We start from the raw sequence: 15,857 nt of genomic DNA, 5'->3' as shown, positions 1-15,857 counted from the left end.
TAATATCAATTTCTCTTATATCAATCAAATAAACTTTCCCATGCTTGAATGTAAAATAAAGTAAATATGCTTGTTCAAAGCATATTATTTTTATAGATTATCAATAATTAAGATAAAAGAGGAGAAAAATGTGAAAATATTTAAAGTTATTCTAATTGTTTTTATATTTACTCTTTCAACATTTTCTATGGCTCAACATCAACATCACAAAAATAGAAATCATGGTCACTATAGTTGGAGTCAAGGAAAAGGATCTTATTCATGGTCAGGAAAAAAAGTTGGGCACAAAAAGTGGAATTATAAAAGCCGTTCTTGTTGGAAGGGAAAGTGCTCGAATAATGAATTCATAACAAATGAACGGCCTTGGTAAAATTATAACCAAAAACAAAAAAAATAATTGAAGTTCTTTCCTTGTTTCTTTAAAGTAATAGATATAAATTATTTACTCAACTAAATTTATATGAAACAATCTCAAAAAATACTTATTCTTGTTATATGGGCCATCATTTCTGTCTCAGTAATATTATATTTCGGGTAAGTATATAAACATACTTACCACTTTAAATGCTGAACTTTTAACGAAATTGCAGCATTTTTTTCGAAGTCTTGAATAAAACAATCCCATTCTTGTGACGAACATTTATGAGAAATATACCGACCAGATATTATTTGAAATGTTCTGGCTATTTTCTTCAAATCTAAAATAAACTGCTTCAACTTTTCTGGATTAATGCCACCATAGGCAATATAAACAATTTCATCTGAATTAACTTTAGAATATACCCTATGTATTTGCGCTAAAAAATTGACAGATTTTAATGCTAACTCTTTATCACGGATCGATTGAGCATCTTTTGTTCTAAAGTTTAAAATGTTTTTTTCATAAAATTGACTTGAGTTTAATAACCGCTCTTCTGTTCTTTCTGCAATATAGTCTCTTGTACCATTTAAAAATGTAATGGAAGCTCCCCAGGACATTTCTTTTGTTTTAGGATAATCATTATTATTATAAGAATTATTGTTTTTGAGGGATTTGATTTTATCTTTTGTATTTTTCTTAGTCAGATCTTTAAACCCAATAGAAAAAGGAATGGGTAGGATATCTTTATTAATTAACTCTGTTTGATAAAAATTGATTAATTGCTCAATTGAAACATATCGACATTCTGTATTTGAAAGTTTCATAGATTTTATGGCAAAAATTATTGATTTATAACAACTAGTTAGCGCTGCTGTTAGTATATCGTAAGGATGTATGTTTTCATGAACAAGTCTTGCTAAATGTGTGTATTCATACATTGAGAAAAAAAAATTTTTAAAAATAAGTTTTTTCTGTTCATCATTAAAATCACAAGATAGGACACAATTAGAATTATTTTTTAAGTCTGTTGTAAATAGCTTCTGATCGTTACAAAGAATAGAAGTTGCCCTCACCCAATTGATCATACCATTAGCACTAAAATTTATTTTGTTTTGACCTTTAATTAAATTCTCTAGCATCCATTTTTCAGACATAATTCATTAATTTACAAAATAAAAAAACAGTAACAATTTTCAGAAAAAAAATCAACGAATAAGTTTACATTGTAAATTAATAACAAGTTTAAACAACAATTCATATAAAATTCACGAATGTTTAAAAATTAGACAGAAATCCTTGTTTTAAATTTGCTTATCATAACTTATTGAAAATAATGATTTTTTTAATAGTATTCACAAAATTTGTTAATAAAATTTTAAAAAAAATATTTAATCAACATTAACTAATTGTTAAGAAAAACTTGTTATTAAAATGAAATATGTGAATAAAGCTGTGGAAAACATTTGTTCTCCGCAAAGCTTTTAACCTTTAAAAACCACTTTATCAGGCCAATTTCTGTTTAAATATACGGTTCTTTTTTTCACTCGACAATATCCATCCGGACTACATTTTTTTGTACGTATAATTTTCATATGAACGCCATTTTTCCATTTATCATGTACAACTCGTTTCTTATAATCTGGACCTTGTGCAGCATAGCTATCTGGATAATTGTAAGTACAACCAGTAATACCACCTAACATTACTACTGATGCAATTAAAAACTTTATTTTTTGTCTCATTACCACTCCTTTTCTCTTATTACAACTCTATCTGGCCAATCTCGATTCAAGTAAATTGTTCTTTTTTTGATTCTGCAATACCCTCTATGAGGCCAGCACTTCTTAACTTTTATTATTTTTTCATGTACATTTCCATCCCATCTTTTTTTTATGATTCTTTCTTTTGTCATTCCGAAAGTAGCGGTCGTAAAAATTGATAATCCTATCAATGAACCAATAATAAATATTTTTTTCATTTTTGTTCCCTACTCTAATAAGAAAGTTAATTATAAATATAAGACCATATTTATAATCAATTCTGTGTCAGAATATTACATCCTAATGTCAAAAAAAATAAAAAAGGGATAAATGGATAAAAATTGTTATGAAGTGTCATTTTATATAATAAAAAAAAACATTCAATGAATGTTTTTTTTTATTAAAGTTAGTTAAGAGATTATTAAGGCAATCAATTAAATTAATGTTCAACTATATACATATTTCTGACATATTGAATATCTTGATTGTTTTTAGAATCAACACCCTTTAGATATGGTTTTACTAGTCTTGAGGATGCATATTGATAAATTGGAGCAACAGGTGCCTCTTCAATAATAATTTCCTCTAACTGAGTGTACAATTTAGCTCTTTTAGCAGGATCCTTTTCCAAACTTGCTTGAGCAAAGAGATCATCATACTTTTTATCTGAAAAATGAGACCTATTTTGTCCATTATGGGTGGTTAGTAAGGATAAAAATGTTGACGGCTCATTATAATCTCCTATCCAACCGGATCTAGCAACATCATAATCAGTACCCAAAGTTGTTTGAAGATACTGCTTCCATTCTTGGGCCTCTAGCTTAACTTTTACACCAAGTGTCTGTTGCCACATTGAAGCTATAGCCTGTGCAATCTTTTTATGATCAGGGTCTTTGGTATCATAGAGTAGCGTAAACTGAAGCTCTTTGTCAGGTCCATAACCTGCTTTTTTATAAAACTCTTTTGCCATTTTATCTCTTTCAGCTTGACTCATTGTCGCAAATTTAGAATTTGGCGCTTTGAAACCTGCAGTCGAAACTGGTGTAAAAGTATATGCGGCTTTTTCTCCCCTACCTGTTATAAATTTAACAATCGCATCTCTATTAATTGAATAAGACAGTGCTTTTCGTAAATCCTTATTATCAAATGGAGGTTTTTTCGTATCGAAATTATAATAGTAAGTACCTAACCAAGGAGCAATAGTCACTTCAGATGGATAATCCTGCTGCAATTTTTTAAATTGATCGACTGGCAATGGATTATAAGTCATATCCTCTTCACCGGAACGGTATCTATTAATTTCATTGGTACCACTTATTGGATAAAAGATAGCTTTATTAATGACAGTTTTACCATTGTTCCAGTACTGATCATTTCGTTCAAGAACAATTTCAGAATTTACCACCCATTTGGAAAGCTTATATGCACCATTACTAACCATATTTCCTGGCTTAGTCCATTTCACACCATATTTTTCAATGGTTTCCTTTGGAACTGGAAAAACTGCTGGGAATGAAATCATATTCAGCATATATGGTGTAGGTTTCGTTAATGTAACTTCAAATGTATGAGGATCTAAAGCACGAACACCTAGTTCACTTGGCTTTTTATTACCTTTGACAATATCACTTGCGTTTTTTACATTCATAATATCCAAGTAGGTTGCATAAGGTGAGCCAGTTTCTGGATTCACTAGTCTTTGCCAGGAATATACAAAATCTTCTGCAGTAACAGGTTTTCCATCAGACCATTTAGCATCTTTTCTCAATTTAAAAGTATAAACTGTTCCACTTTCATTAACTTTCCATGATTCAGCTACACCGGGCTCAGGTTCTCCATCTAAACCTTGGTTTGTCAAACCTTCAAATAGGTTATAGTTAATGGCACTTGAGTTTGTTCCTGATTGAATGTTTGGATCTAATGTATCTGGCTCCGCACCATTACCAATTCTAACCACTTGTTTTTTTGCTAACTTTACATCCGAAGGAACATCTGCCGCAGATGCATTAAAAGATATTAAACCAATAGAAAGGAGTGTAGTTAAAAAATATTTATTTAAAAACCTAATTCTACCCATACTTCAGTCACCTTATGTTATGCGTGTGAAAATAATATTTTTGTTATTTTTATATTATAATATGTTTCTCATATTCATCTTTATATTGAATATGAATCAAAGTCAATACTCTTTTTTTCAACAAAATTGATGCAATGTCTTATTTTATATGCAACTTTTTTTATACTTAAAAATCCGCAATTACCTAATAAACCTAGAACTTTACTAACCCAAGATTTATTTTTTAAATAGTAAAAAGTCACTCTATATATCTTCAATAATTTATTGTAAATGTTACATTGATCATAGGATCTAATAAACCTTAATTAAGAGTTATAAAAATTATGTAGTTATTATAGCTCTAATTTTATTAGTTAATAGCTTGTTAGAAAGTTAGTTAATGATTTATTTGATTTTCTTGAGAAGATTATTGTTCATTATTCAGGATTTTATGATCTATCTCTTTTTTTAAATTGAACCTGATACATATATATTTTCCGCTTCTTTTAAAATGAATCTTAAAGCATTATAAAATATAAAAATATTTACTTATTTTTAAGATTTATAACTAGCTATCGTTGATAATTTATAATGTTCATTTCTTCAAAATTTTCCATATATGTTTATTTTCTCGACTATAATGTAAAGATTATTATTCTAATCAATTTAAAAGCCATGTCTTTCAAATCAAAAATACTAATTATTTATTCGCATACAGGATATTCAGGTGAGTTCACAAATAAAACTATTATTAATGCACTAAAAAGTCTCGATAATGTTACCATTAATGAATTGGATTCTAATCCAGAAGGTTTAAAATTTGATATAATAAAAGAGCAGGAATTTCTAATTGCTGCCGATGTTCTTATGTTTCAATTTCCACTCTATTGGTATAGTACTCCCCACTCTCTTAAAAAATGGATGGATGAAGTACTTCAATATGGATTTGCATATGGCAGTGAAGGAAACAAACTATTAAATAAACATTTTTTTTGTTCATTTACTACTGGTGGTCCGGAAAAATCATACAGAGCAGGTAGTTTTAATAATTATTCGATGAGTGAGCTTTTAAAACCACTTCAACAGACAGCCAATTTATGCAAAATGCTTTATCAACCCTACCAAGCTTTTTATGATGCACCAAATTTGCAGGTAGGTTTAGACAAAGACGTCAAAAAAAGATTGAAATTACATATTGAACACTTACATGAACTTCTAGCAAATTACAACTGGTCATATTCTGACGCAGCGTTCATTACTAGTTAAATTTTTTCAACTTTTCATCAATGGCCGCATTAATGGTGTCTACCATGATTTGAGTATTTCTATCGATTTCAATATTCAAATCTTGACCAATTTTCTTATCACTGAAAGTAGTTTCTGAGAGCGTTTCTGGAATTAACCATACTTCAAAGACATTCGTATTTTTATCTATTTCAGAAACTGTTAAACTAGTTCCATTGATTGCGATGAAACCTTTGGAAAAGATATATTTACTCCAATTGTGCGCTATTTTAAATGAAAATTTTTGGTTGTTCCCAATCTTTTCAATATTTTGCAATTTACACTTGAAATCTATGTGACCTGAAAGTGGATGACCACCAATTTCATCACCTTGTTTACTGGCGCGTTCTGCATTCACTTTCTGATTCGCTTTAAAAGAACCTAAGGTTGTAATATTTAACGTCTGAAGCACAACGTCAAAATGAACTGTAATGTCATCGATAATATTTGTAACTGTAAGGCAAACGCCATCAATTGAAATACTCGCTCCCTGTTGAAGATCTTTACAAAACCCTTTTGGAAAAATAATTTCAAAGGTTTTAACTTGATCTTTTTCAATTACTTTGTTTATTGAAGCAATACCTTGAATAATACCTGTAAACATAACTACCTCCATAATTAATATGTAGGAAATCTTATAGAATTAAGGAATATTTGTAAAATAATACGTGTTTAAAAAGAGATTTATTTTTTCAAAAAGTGTAAAGCTTGCTTCTTTTCATCAAATGAATAAAATTTTATATTTATTCTAGAGAAGAAATTATTATGGCTACTTTTAATTTTAGAAAGTGACTTCTCATCAGCAATTATAACCACTTTTTCTATATTAGATAAACCCACTTGCCATAAATAATTAAAATGCTCAAACCAAGGAAAAGAATCTGATTCGTCTTTAGCATTTAACTCTTCATAAATATCAATTGTTCCAAAGTGACGGACTTTATTGTGAGCTTCTTTTAAAAGGATCTCAAGTTCATTTATTTTAAACTGTTTAGATTTTTTAAAAGCTAATACATTAGGAAAATCAAGTTCAATAAATTCCATAATTTATAAAAAAAATTAAAATATTAATTATTATTTTAGTAAATATTTCGCAATCTATCTAAGTAAATAAGCTCCCCCATCAATATTAGGAAGTTTTTTAGGGCAATAAATAAATTTTCTTGATATAAAATTACTATCAATTAAAATATACATGGTAAAAAAGCAAAATGGAAATTGGAGCAACACCTTGTTAATCATCAAAATTTTAATAATCGTTTATATTTTAATTAGTATTATTTATACATGTCGAAGAGGTAAAGTAAGATATAAGATCACTCGTCAACTGACAGATCACTCAACTTTTATGTCACCCATAAATTTTCCGATGTATATTTTTTCAAAAGTTGATACTAAACCATATATACCGACTAATGAAGTTGAGAATCTCGATATCCTTCAAAAAAATTGGAAGATGATTAGAGATGAAGCTCTTACCCTAGATGAACTTGGTTTAATTAAAACCTCTGATAAACTAGATGACGCTGGCTTTAATTCTTTCTTTAAAAAAGGATGGAGTCGTTTTTATCTCAAATGGTATGGAGCATCTATACCCTCTGCTGCTAAGAGATGCCCTAAAACTACCGAATTGATTGAATCTTTACCAAACGTTAAAGCAGCTATGTTTGCTCGTTTAAAACCAGGTAGTCGTTTAGGACTACATAGAGATCCCTTTGCTGGTTCATTAAGGTATCACCTTGGACTTATTACACCTAATAACGATAAAGCTTACATAAGAGTTGATGGCGAAGATTATGTCTGGACTGATGGTGGTGATGTTTTGTTTGATGAAACTTATTTACATGAAGCATTAAACCATACAGACCAAGAACGCATTATTTTACTATGTGACATTGAAAGACCTACAACAAATATAATTGCAACTTATTATAATAAATTGGTTAGTAATATTTTACTACGTTCATCAGCTGCTCCTAATGAAATGGGAGATAAAACTGGTGGGATCAATAAAGCATTTAAGTATTTATATCAAATTAGAATCTTAGGCAAAAAATTAAAAAGTTCTAATAAAACTCTTTATTACATTGTGAAATATTGTTTATTTATATTTTTATTGTGGTTGATTTTTTGGTAATTTTTCATAATATTCGGGTGCTTAAAACATATTCTTACGCACCCTATCATAGGACTCATTAATGGAATTTTTTCTAATTATTCTTTCTATAACCTTTTTAAGTGGTGTTATCTCCGGTGTCTTTGGAGGTGGATCAGGCATCGTGCTTGTTCCCGGTTATTTTTTTGTTCTCAGTCACTTTTATCCTAATAGTGAACATCACATGCAAGTAGCTATAGCAACAACCTTTGCAACAAGCATCTTTATAGGTATCTTTGCAACAATAAAACAGTATAAATACAAGCATGTTTCAACAGAGCTTTTAAAACAGCATATCCTCCCAATTTTAATTGGTGGAATTTTAGGTGTTTTATTAATGAGTGTTATTCCGAGTGATAGCCTAAAAATATTTTTTGCAATTATTTTACTTGGGATTGCTATCTGGATGATTAATAGAGTTATAAGACCTAATGTGAAAGTAATACATGCTCCAAAATATTTGAGAAATTTATTAGCACTTTTGGCTGGGTTGTTTTCAATGTCAGCAGGCGTGTCATCTTTTTATGTCCCTTTTTTTATTAAGTTTGGTACGCCAATAAAAAATGCGATCGGCTCCTCTACTGTAATTACACTAATAATGTCAATATGCTTGACGCCAGAAGGTATCTTAGCGGGTTTAACAGCCAAAAATTTACCAGTTAATACTATAGGATATCTGCATTATCATATCTTTTTAATTGGTATCATACCCAGTATATTAGGCGCAGTAGGCGGATCAAAACTTACTCACTTACTATCACCTAAAATTTTACAAATTATATATATTTGTATGATATTTTTTGTATCTGGGTTAATGATTTTTTAAAGTATAACTGAAATCAATATAGCTTTTCATTAATCCTGAAAAGCTTTAGCTTCTTCCATTTTTCTTGAAATTAAACTCTCAGATTTATCCATACCATTATTCAGTTCATTTAAACGTTGGATAGCCTGTTGGTCTTTTTTCTTAGATGCCTTAGAATACCAAAATTTTGCATTTTCTAAGTTTTTTGAAGTACCTAAGCCTTTCTGAAACATGAACCCTAGTTGATATTGAGCAACTGGATTACCTTGAAATGCTGACTTTTTATAAAGAGAAAAAGCCTTATCATAATCTTTATAACCCCCTTTTCCCAAAAGGTACATATTTGCTAAATTAGATTCGGCTGGTGCATAACCAGAAGATGCTGCCTTTTTAAACCATATTAAAGCTTTTTTATAGTTAACATTGGTACCAAAGCCATTGAAATACATTATTGCGAGATTATTTTGAGCGACAGACAAACCCTTCGTTGCAGCTTTTAAATACCATTGATATGATTTAAAATTATTTTGTTTAACACCTTGACCTTTTTGGTACATCCAGCCTAGATTAAATTGAGCCAATTCGTCACCTTGTTGAGCCGCCTTTTCAAACCAAAACGCAGCTTTGGAATAATTTTTTGGATATTCACTACTTCCAAATAAATACTTTTCACCCAATTCATATTGTGCATCGATTTGTCCTTCATAGGCATTACTATTTAAGTTTCGATTAGCACTATCATAAAATCTTTCAGATGCAAGCACGTTAGAAGCTATAGAAAAAAATATAAATAAAAAGAACAATATTTTCATAATTAGAATTAAAATTCCATTTGTTGTTATTATTTGAAAAATTTTATCATAATTCTGAATTATAAATTAATAAATTTATGCAATATTTATAATTATCAATTGCGCCTAAAATTATAATTAAACTTTATAGACTTATATAAATTTCCATTCATTATAAATTGAAAAATAGACATATAAGCTTAATAAATGATTAAAAGAACATAATTTTTACTTTTAAATAATATAACGAACTTACTTTTTAGACCTTACTTAAAAGGCATCATCCAAATTTCCTCTTTAAAATAAACTTCAATAACTTTGTGTATAGCAAGTTTCCTTGATCTTGTTGTACTAGTCTGTTAGCGTATGTGCATTCATTATAATGAGAAATAAAAATGTTCAATAATTCTAACAAAACACTTGGTTCAATTTTACTATACACTGGGACTGCCATTGGTGGAGGTATGTTAGCATTGCCTATAGCCACAGCTTCTGTGGGTTACGGCGTCACTACATTAATTTTGTTTTTGTCATGGTTCATATCTACATACTCAGCTCTTATATTGTTAGAGGTTAATATGGCTTGTAAGGTTGGATCAAACTATATCACCATGGCAAAAGAAACATTAGGAACTTTAGGTAAAGTTATAACATGGTTTGCCTATTTATTTTTACTTTATGCGTTAACAGCTGCTTATATGACTGGCGGCAATTCTCTCTTGCGAACTGGTTTGCAATTATTGCACCTCCCTACGTTGGATAATCTTACGCGAACACTTCTGTTTACTCTAGTACTTGGAGGAATAATCTTTATAGGAACAAAGTTAGTGGATTATTGTAACCGTAGTTTAATGTTTCTCAAATTTATTGCTTTTATTTTTATATTGTTTTTTTCACACCATACATTAAATCCTCTTTATTATTATTAAAACCTGAAAGTGTTAAAACTCTATTATTTTCAATTCCTATTATCGTTGTATCTTTTGGATCGCAAATTATTGTTCCCAGTTTAAGAAGTTATGTTGGCGATAACCCCAAAAAATTAAAAAATATTGTAATCATCGGCTCAACAATTCCACTCCTAATCTATTTAATTTGGGAGATTGCGACCATTGGTGTTTTACCTCTTACTGGCCCCAATAGTTTTTCTCAAGTTATAAGTAATGGTGGAACTGTAGGAGATATGGTGCAAGCATTTCAACAATACACTAATAGTAAAATTATTAGTTTAGGTTTTAATATATTTACGAATATTGCAATTACAACTTCTTTTTTTGGAGTTACCTTAAGTCTTTTTGATTTCTTAAAAGATGCTTTTAAATTTAATAATAAACATTCATCTGGTCGAATATTTACCTTTATTTTAACTTATGGACCTCCATTTATTTTTGCAATTTTTTATCCGAAGGGCTTTATAAATGCACTAGGTTATGCAGGGATAGCTCAGTCAATTCTGATTATTCTTCCCTCCATTATGATATATAAATTAAGAAATTCTGCACAGCTAAAGTCGCCTATTCGGATTCCTGGAGGCGTATTTTGTTATTTTGCGCCAATAATTTTTGGACTTATAGTCATTACCATAGAAATTCTTCATAAATACAGTCTTTAATACAATTAAACGATATTTTAAAATTGTTTATTCAATACAGTAAATGTTTAAACCCTCTCAATGAGGGTTTAAATAATGCATCTTGATTGAATCTTTATAAGATAAATTATCCTCTAACAAGCATCTCAAAAAATTAAGTGCTTATAGACCCTCAAGCTATATAACGAGCTAGCGAATATAATACAACTGAGTAGAATTGTCATAACATTAAGTCTTTATTTCAATTAATGATATTGATTCTTTTTATTTTTTATTTATGAAGCATAAAAAATCAATTTGTTTCAAATTAAATATTCATATCACCTTGATACCGCTGTACTAGTTTGTTAGTATAACCCTAATAATAATTAAGAGAAATGAAAATGTTTAATAATTCAAACAAAACAATTGGTTCCATCTTGCTCTATACAGGTACAGCCATTGGGGGAGGAATGTTGGCTTTACCTATTGCGACTTACTCTGTTGGTTACGGTGTCACAGCTATGATTTTTCTTTTGTGTTGGTTCATCCTAACCTATACAGCTTTATTACTATTAGAAGTCAATTTAGCTTGCAAATTAGATTCAAATTTTAGTTCAATGGCTCAACAAACTTTAGGATCTGTAGGAAAAGTCATCACATGGTTATCTTATCTTTTTTTACTGTATGCCTTAACTGCCGCTTACATGACAGGTGGTAATTCACTGATTGAAGCTGGATTAAAATCTCTGAACCTACCTACGTTTGATAACTTTTCACGAACTTTATTTTTTACGTTACTACTAGGTGGTTTTGTTTTTATAGGTGCTAAATTAGTCGATTATTTCAATCGTGGTTTGATGTTTTTAAAGCTTATTGCATTTTTGTTTATTTTATTTTTCTTCACACCTTATATTAAAACTTCATTATTAGAAACTCATCCAGAATCATTTAAATCATTCTTATTCGCAATTCCAATAATTGTTGTTTCGTTTGGTTCACATGTTATCGTTCCAAGTCTACGAAGTTATGTTGGAGATAATGTAAAACAATTAAGAAATATTGTTATCATTGGAGGAACAATTCCACTAATTATCTATTTAATTTGGGAAGTTGGAACGCTAGGTGTTTTACCGGTAACTGGAATTGATAGTTTTTCAAATATAATTGCTAGCGGAGGAAGCGTTGGTGACATGGTTATCGCTTTCCAAAATCACACGCAAAGTAAAATAATTAGTGCAGGCTTTAACCTCTTTACCAATATTGCTATAACAACATCATTTTTTGGTGTGACATTAAGTCTTTTTGATTTTATTAGAGATGGCTTTAAACTTAATAATAATTATTCCTCCGGACGCTTGGTTGCTTATGTATTATCTTATGGTCCTCCATTTTTCTTCGCTGTTTGCTATCCCAAAGGCTTCATTACTGCACTAGGATATGCTGGTATTGCAGCATCATTATTAATCATGATACTACCGGCACTAATGGCTTATAAATTAAGAAAATCTAAAGAATTAAAATCTCCTTATCAAGTTATGTTTGGTAATTTTGGACTTTTCATCGCTGCATTATTTGGAATATTTGTAATTTGTGTTGAAGTATTTCATAAACTAAGCTAAATCTTTGGTAATCATGGGCTCATACAACAGAATGATATGGTCTTATCTCGATTAAAAAGGAAGGTAAGACTATAAATTCTATTAAATCGTTAGCAAAGTTAATGAAGTATTAGAAAAATTTATTTAACTAATATATATTTTATAGTTAATATTTTTCTTACTTTTATTTAAATGGGTAAAATTAATTATGGATATTTTCTCTAAAAAAATTTGTTTTATCGGTTCTGGTAACATGACACGTTCAATTTTAGCTGGTTTGATTAAAGAGGGAATGCCTGCTCAAAATATAACAGTCACGGCACCAAGCGATCATAAAAGAAAAAAATTAAAAGAAGAGTTTAATGTTATTGAAACAAACTCTAATCGTGATGCCATATTAAATTCTGAAATTATCATCTTGTCTGTAAAGCCTCAAATGATGCAGCTAGTTTGTGAAGAACTTAATGACATGGACTTATCCTCAAAAAAAGTTATTTCACTAGCAGCGGGTATAAAAATTCAAAAATACGAATTATGGTTTAATCAAAAGTTACAGCTCATAAGAGTGATGCCAAATACACCTTCCTTAATTGGTCAAGGGGTCTCTGGAATGTTTGCTCCACATTTCATTGATCAAAGTTTTAAGAAAATGACTGAAAGCTTAATGTCCTCTATTGGTAAAACAATTTGGTTGAAAAATGAAGAACAAATTAATGATATTATTGCTTTGTCTGGAAGCTCTCCTGCTTATTTTTTCCTTTTTTTACAAGCCATGCAAGAATTTGCATCTACCCTTGGGTTTGAAGAAAAAGAAGCAAAAGAAATAGTCTTACAAGCAGCCCAGGGAAGTATAGCTTTAGCAAATTTTGAAACTAATAAATCTTTTAAAACCCTAAGAGAAAATGTTACTTCAAAAGGTGGCACAACCGCTGCAGCCATAGAAAATTTTCAACAGAATAATTTTGAAAACATTATTAAAGAATCAATGAATGCCGCAATCAAAAGAGCTATACAAATGGAAAATGAGTTTTAAGTAATATACTTTTCTTTTTGACTAAAAATGTCTAAATTTTAGATATGATTAAGAAAAACACAAATTTAACCAATATCTCTATTGTATGGTTGAAAAAAGATCTCAGAATTCATGATCATGAGCCTTTTTTTGAGGCTCAAAAGTTAGATATCCCTATTTTACCTCTGTATGTATTTGAACCCGAATATTGGAAGCAGCCCTATAGCTCAATAAGACAGTGGAAATTTATTGAGCAAACTCTTGTAGAGCTAAATCAAAAACTTACAAACAAAGACCAACCTCTTGTTTTTAAATGTGGAAATATTTTAAAAGTGTTAACTGATTTCAGTAATCACTTTAATATCATTCATATCTTTGCGCATGAAGAAACTGGAACGATGTGGACCTATAAGCGTGATCAACAAGTCATCGATTGGTGTAAAAAAAATAATATTCAGTATCATGCTTATCCATATAATGGTGTTATTCGTTACCTTAAAACAAGAGATCATTGGCAAAAAATCAGGACAAAAAGATTACATTCATCAACAATACCTGAGATTGTTAATTTCAAAATTCCTCTTAAAATGAAGTCTGATTCATTTCCAACACATGAATATTTCAACCATAATATTACAGATGCTGAACAAACCTATTTGAAGGGTGGACATACTTACGCACAAAAAATACTTTTAAACTTTTTATCTCAAGATTATAGATATTACTTAAAATATAGATCAAAACCCCCTTCAAATCATCAATCAACATCGCGAATGTCACCCTATTTAACTTACGGCTTATTATCGGTTAAAGAGATTTATCGTTTAATCCAAGAAAAATTAAACGAATCTTATAGTAATAAATTTGTTGAACACTCACTGTCAGCATTCGAATCCAGACTAATGTGGCGTTGTCACTTTATTCAAAAACTGGAAGATCAGCCCAATATTGAAATTGAATCGATGCACCCTTCTTTTAATGGCTTCAATCAAACATTTAATAAAGATTATTTTGATGCTTGGAAAGTTGGGCTTACAGGATTTCCTTTAATTGATGCTTCCATGCGCTACCTTCTCAAATTTGGCTGGATTAATTTTAGAATGCGAGCCATGCTATCCAGTTTTGCGGCCTACAATTTACAAATTAATTGGCAAGTTTTTGGAAACTATCTCGCACAATTATTTATTGATTTCGAGCCCGGAATACATTTCAGTCAAATTCAGATGCAGTCAGGCGTAACAGGCATAAATGCAATACGTATATACAATCCAATTAAACAAGCTTCAGAGCATGATCCTGATGGTGTTTTTGTTAAAAAACATGTTCCGGAACTATCTAATATTCCAAAAGAATGGATTCTTGAACCGTGGAAAATGCCTAAAGAAATTCAAAAGAAATGTAACTTCGTTCCTGGTATCGACTACCCCTACCCAATCGTTGATTTTCAAACTAGTAGTAAACAAGCCAAAGAAATAATTAGTCATTTTCGTAAAAAAGCTGGCTTCAAAGAAACTTCAAAAAAAGTTTATAAAAAATTGGGTAGTCGAAAAAAAAATAATAAAACAAAAACCGTTAACAAAAACCAAATCGAATTAAATTTTAGTTAACAATTTTTTCTTTTTTCATTGCGCAAACTAAACGTATTTATTCTAAGTTTTGATGAAAGATTTTTTATTTTTGAAAAAGTAATAATAAAAAATAATATTGAAACAAAGTTTTTATAAATTGGTTTAATAAAATGTCTATTAATCCAATAAAGAAGGTTTCTCTTGTCTATCATTTGTTTTTGTTTATTAGTTATCAAATCTGGAAAAAACTTACTTTTAAGTTTTAGAAAATGCCGTATATCTTGTTTTTTCAAATATTTGAAAAGTTGATTGTATTTTTTAAAACTTAAAGCAATATCATAATCAATCAAGCATGGGTGCCCCTTTTTATTGATTAACCAATTTTCTTTTTTTTGATTATCATTATGGACGATGCCCATTTCATGCAGTTCATTCATTATTTTTTCGGCTCTAATAAAATATTGAGGGGTCACATCATTTATCATATTTTTTTTTAAAGGTTCACCTTCAAGATAAATTTTAACATTAAATAACTTATTTCGATAAATAAGCTTCGGAAAATCAATATTTTTATTTCTAAAAGCCTCTTCTACTTTTAACAAAGATTTTTCTTCATTATTTTTTAAAAATTTTGCAATAGGTTTAAATAAAAATGCTACCTGGCTAATATCTTTCAGAACATATTTTTTATTTCCTACACGTATAATGTGTACTTTTCCTAAAGTACCTTTTTTTAAAGTTTTAATATAGGTAATCTTTTTATTATTAAAACAAAATAACTTTAATAATGAATAAACTTTAGCATTGATCATTACATCTATCCTCTAAATTTATGTTAAACACCATGTCAATTTTATAATTTATTAGGAACCCTTCTGCTTAATATCTCTTTCA

The 15,857-nt window shown here is 29.5% G+C and carries 15 protein-coding genes and 1 pseudogene; 8 read left to right on the top strand and 8 right to left on the bottom strand.

The window, feature by feature from the left end; translation table 11 throughout:
* The first annotated feature begins 130 nt into the window (after positions 1–130).
* Positions 131–370 (top strand): hypothetical protein, encoded by a 240-nt coding sequence (locus tag CF386_RS08575; protein WP_089074023.1) that lies wholly within the window; start codon positions 131–133, stop codon positions 368–370.
* 182 nt (positions 371–552) lie between these two features.
* Here the strand turns inward: CF386_RS08575 and CF386_RS08570 are convergent, their stop codons facing one another.
* The 4 genes from CF386_RS08570 to CF386_RS08555 form a co-directional block, all read right to left on the bottom strand.
* Positions 553–1,515 carry a hypothetical protein gene (locus CF386_RS08570; RefSeq protein ID WP_089074022.1) on the bottom strand — a complete coding sequence of 321 codons (963 nt, stop codon included), beginning with the start codon at positions 1,513–1,515 and terminating at the stop codon, positions 553–555.
* Positions 1,516–1,842: 327 nt separating this feature from the next.
* A complete protein-coding gene (locus CF386_RS08565) occupies positions 1,843–2,103 on the bottom strand; it encodes a hypothetical protein (protein WP_089074021.1) in 261 nt (86 codons plus the stop codon).
* Positions 2,103–2,339, bottom strand: coding sequence for a hypothetical protein (locus CF386_RS08560; protein WP_089074020.1), 237 nt, complete (start codon positions 2,337–2,339; stop codon positions 2,103–2,105). The genes CF386_RS08565 and CF386_RS08560 overlap by 1 nt, the downstream gene beginning before the upstream one ends.
* Before the next feature lie 221 nt (positions 2,340–2,560).
* On the bottom strand, positions 2,561–4,198 hold the full coding sequence (locus CF386_RS08555; RefSeq protein WP_089074019.1) for a peptide ABC transporter substrate-binding protein: 1,638 nt from the start codon (positions 4,196–4,198) through the stop codon (positions 2,561–2,563).
* A gap of 570 nt (positions 4,199–4,768) precedes the next feature.
* Here CF386_RS08555 and CF386_RS08550 point away from each other — a divergent pair.
* A complete protein-coding gene (locus CF386_RS08550) occupies positions 4,769–5,443 on the top strand; it encodes an NAD(P)H-dependent oxidoreductase (RefSeq protein WP_089074018.1) in 675 nt (224 codons plus the stop codon).
* Here CF386_RS08550 and CF386_RS08545 read toward each other — a convergent pair.
* A complete protein-coding gene (locus CF386_RS08545; protein WP_158522350.1) occupies positions 5,436–6,065 on the bottom strand; it encodes a riboflavin synthase subunit alpha in 630 nt (209 codons plus the stop codon). The two genes, CF386_RS08550 and CF386_RS08545, sit on opposite strands and share 8 nt — an antisense overlap.
* Positions 6,066–6,145: 80 nt before the next feature.
* Positions 6,146–6,505 carry an STAS/SEC14 domain-containing protein gene (locus tag CF386_RS08540; RefSeq protein WP_089074016.1) on the bottom strand — a complete coding sequence of 120 codons (360 nt, stop codon included), beginning with the start codon at positions 6,503–6,505 and terminating at the stop codon, positions 6,146–6,148.
* 151 nt (positions 6,506–6,656) lie between these two features.
* Here CF386_RS08540 and CF386_RS08535 point away from each other — a divergent pair, with 151 nt between their 5' ends.
* Both CF386_RS08535 and CF386_RS08530 read left to right on the top strand, forming a co-directional pair.
* A complete protein-coding gene (locus tag CF386_RS08535) occupies positions 6,657–7,598 on the top strand; it encodes an aspartyl/asparaginyl beta-hydroxylase domain-containing protein (RefSeq protein ID WP_089074015.1) in 942 nt (313 codons plus the stop codon).
* Positions 7,599–7,659: 61 nt separating this feature from the next.
* Positions 7,660–8,442 carry a sulfite exporter TauE/SafE family protein gene (locus CF386_RS08530; protein ID WP_089074014.1) on the top strand — a complete coding sequence of 261 codons (783 nt, stop codon included), beginning with the start codon at positions 7,660–7,662 and terminating at the stop codon, positions 8,440–8,442.
* 29 nt (positions 8,443–8,471) lie between these two features.
* Here the strand turns inward: CF386_RS08530 and CF386_RS08525 are convergent, their stop codons facing one another.
* The gene (locus CF386_RS08525) at positions 8,472–9,233 is read right to left on the bottom strand and encodes a tetratricopeptide repeat protein (protein WP_089074013.1); all 762 of its coding nucleotides are present in this window, start codon (positions 9,231–9,233) and stop codon (positions 8,472–8,474) included.
* A 374-nt stretch (positions 9,234–9,607) separates the two neighbouring features.
* Between CF386_RS08525 and CF386_RS13705 the strand changes: the two are divergent.
* The 4 genes and pseudogenes from CF386_RS13705 to CF386_RS08500 all read left to right on the top strand — a co-directional run bounded on the left by CF386_RS13705 (position 9,608) and on the right by CF386_RS08500 (position 15,002).
* Positions 9,608–10,824: pseudogene (locus CF386_RS13705) on the top strand (amino acid permease).
* A gap of 362 nt (positions 10,825–11,186) precedes the next feature.
* The gene (locus tag CF386_RS08510) at positions 11,187–12,404 is read left to right on the top strand and encodes an amino acid permease (protein ID WP_158522349.1); all 1,218 of its coding nucleotides are present in this window, start codon (positions 11,187–11,189) and stop codon (positions 12,402–12,404) included.
* Positions 12,405–12,591: 187 nt separating this feature from the next.
* Entirely contained in the window at positions 12,592–13,416 is an 825-nt protein-coding gene (gene proC / locus CF386_RS08505; RefSeq protein ID WP_089074009.1) for a pyrroline-5-carboxylate reductase, read from the top strand.
* A 44-nt stretch (positions 13,417–13,460) separates the two neighbouring features.
* The gene (locus tag CF386_RS08500; protein ID WP_089074008.1) at positions 13,461–15,002 is read left to right on the top strand and encodes a cryptochrome/deoxyribodipyrimidine photo-lyase family protein; all 1,542 of its coding nucleotides are present in this window, start codon (positions 13,461–13,463) and stop codon (positions 15,000–15,002) included.
* On the opposite strand, the gene CF386_RS08495 is transcribed toward CF386_RS08500, so the two are convergent.
* A complete protein-coding gene (locus CF386_RS08495) occupies positions 14,999–15,775 on the bottom strand; it encodes a hypothetical protein (protein WP_089074007.1) in 777 nt (258 codons plus the stop codon). The two genes, CF386_RS08500 and CF386_RS08495, sit on opposite strands and share 4 nt — an antisense overlap.
* Positions 15,776–15,857 lie beyond the last annotated feature (82 nt).

It is taken from the genome of Paraphotobacterium marinum (genome assembly GCF_002216855.1).
Taxonomy (GTDB): Bacteria; Pseudomonadota; Gammaproteobacteria; order Enterobacterales; family Vibrionaceae; genus Paraphotobacterium; species Paraphotobacterium marinum.
Note: the sequence above shows the minus strand (reverse complement) of the source record. Positions and strands in the feature narration are given on the sequence as shown.

Excerpts from the sequence above, each read along its gene's own strand:
- CF386_RS08570 (WP_089074022.1), bottom strand. The coding sequence starts at position 1,515 with ATGTCTGAAAAATGGATGCTAGAGAATTTAATTAAAGGTCAAAACAAA.
- CF386_RS08565 (WP_089074021.1), bottom strand. The coding sequence starts at position 2,103 with ATGAGACAAAAAATAAAGTTTTTAATTGCATCAGTAGTAATGTTAGGT.
- CF386_RS08560 (WP_089074020.1), bottom strand. The coding sequence starts at position 2,339 with ATGAAAAAAATATTTATTATTGGTTCATTGATAGGATTATCAATTTTT.
- CF386_RS08555 (WP_089074019.1), bottom strand. The coding sequence starts at position 4,198 with ATGGGTAGAATTAGGTTTTTAAATAAATATTTTTTAACTACACTCCTT.
- CF386_RS08550 (WP_089074018.1), top strand. The coding sequence starts at position 4,769 with ATGTTCATTTCTTCAAAATTTTCCATATATGTTTATTTTCTCGACTAT.
- CF386_RS08545 (WP_158522350.1), bottom strand. The coding sequence starts at position 6,065 with ATGTTTACAGGTATTATTCAAGGTATTGCTTCAATAAACAAAGTAATT.
- CF386_RS08540 (WP_089074016.1), bottom strand. The coding sequence starts at position 6,505 with ATGGAATTTATTGAACTTGATTTTCCTAATGTATTAGCTTTTAAAAAA.
- CF386_RS08535 (WP_089074015.1), top strand. The coding sequence starts at position 6,657 with ATGGTAAAAAAGCAAAATGGAAATTGGAGCAACACCTTGTTAATCATC.
- CF386_RS08530 (WP_089074014.1), top strand. The coding sequence starts at position 7,660 with ATGGAATTTTTTCTAATTATTCTTTCTATAACCTTTTTAAGTGGTGTT.
- CF386_RS08525 (WP_089074013.1), bottom strand. The coding sequence starts at position 9,233 with ATGAAAATATTGTTCTTTTTATTTATATTTTTTTCTATAGCTTCTAAC.
- CF386_RS08510 (WP_158522349.1), top strand. The coding sequence starts at position 11,187 with ATGTTTAATAATTCAAACAAAACAATTGGTTCCATCTTGCTCTATACA.
- proC (WP_089074009.1), top strand. The coding sequence starts at position 12,592 with ATGGATATTTTCTCTAAAAAAATTTGTTTTATCGGTTCTGGTAACATG.
- CF386_RS08500 (WP_089074008.1), top strand. The coding sequence starts at position 13,461 with ATGATTAAGAAAAACACAAATTTAACCAATATCTCTATTGTATGGTTG.
- CF386_RS08495 (WP_089074007.1), bottom strand. The coding sequence starts at position 15,775 with ATGATCAATGCTAAAGTTTATTCATTATTAAAGTTATTTTGTTTTAAT.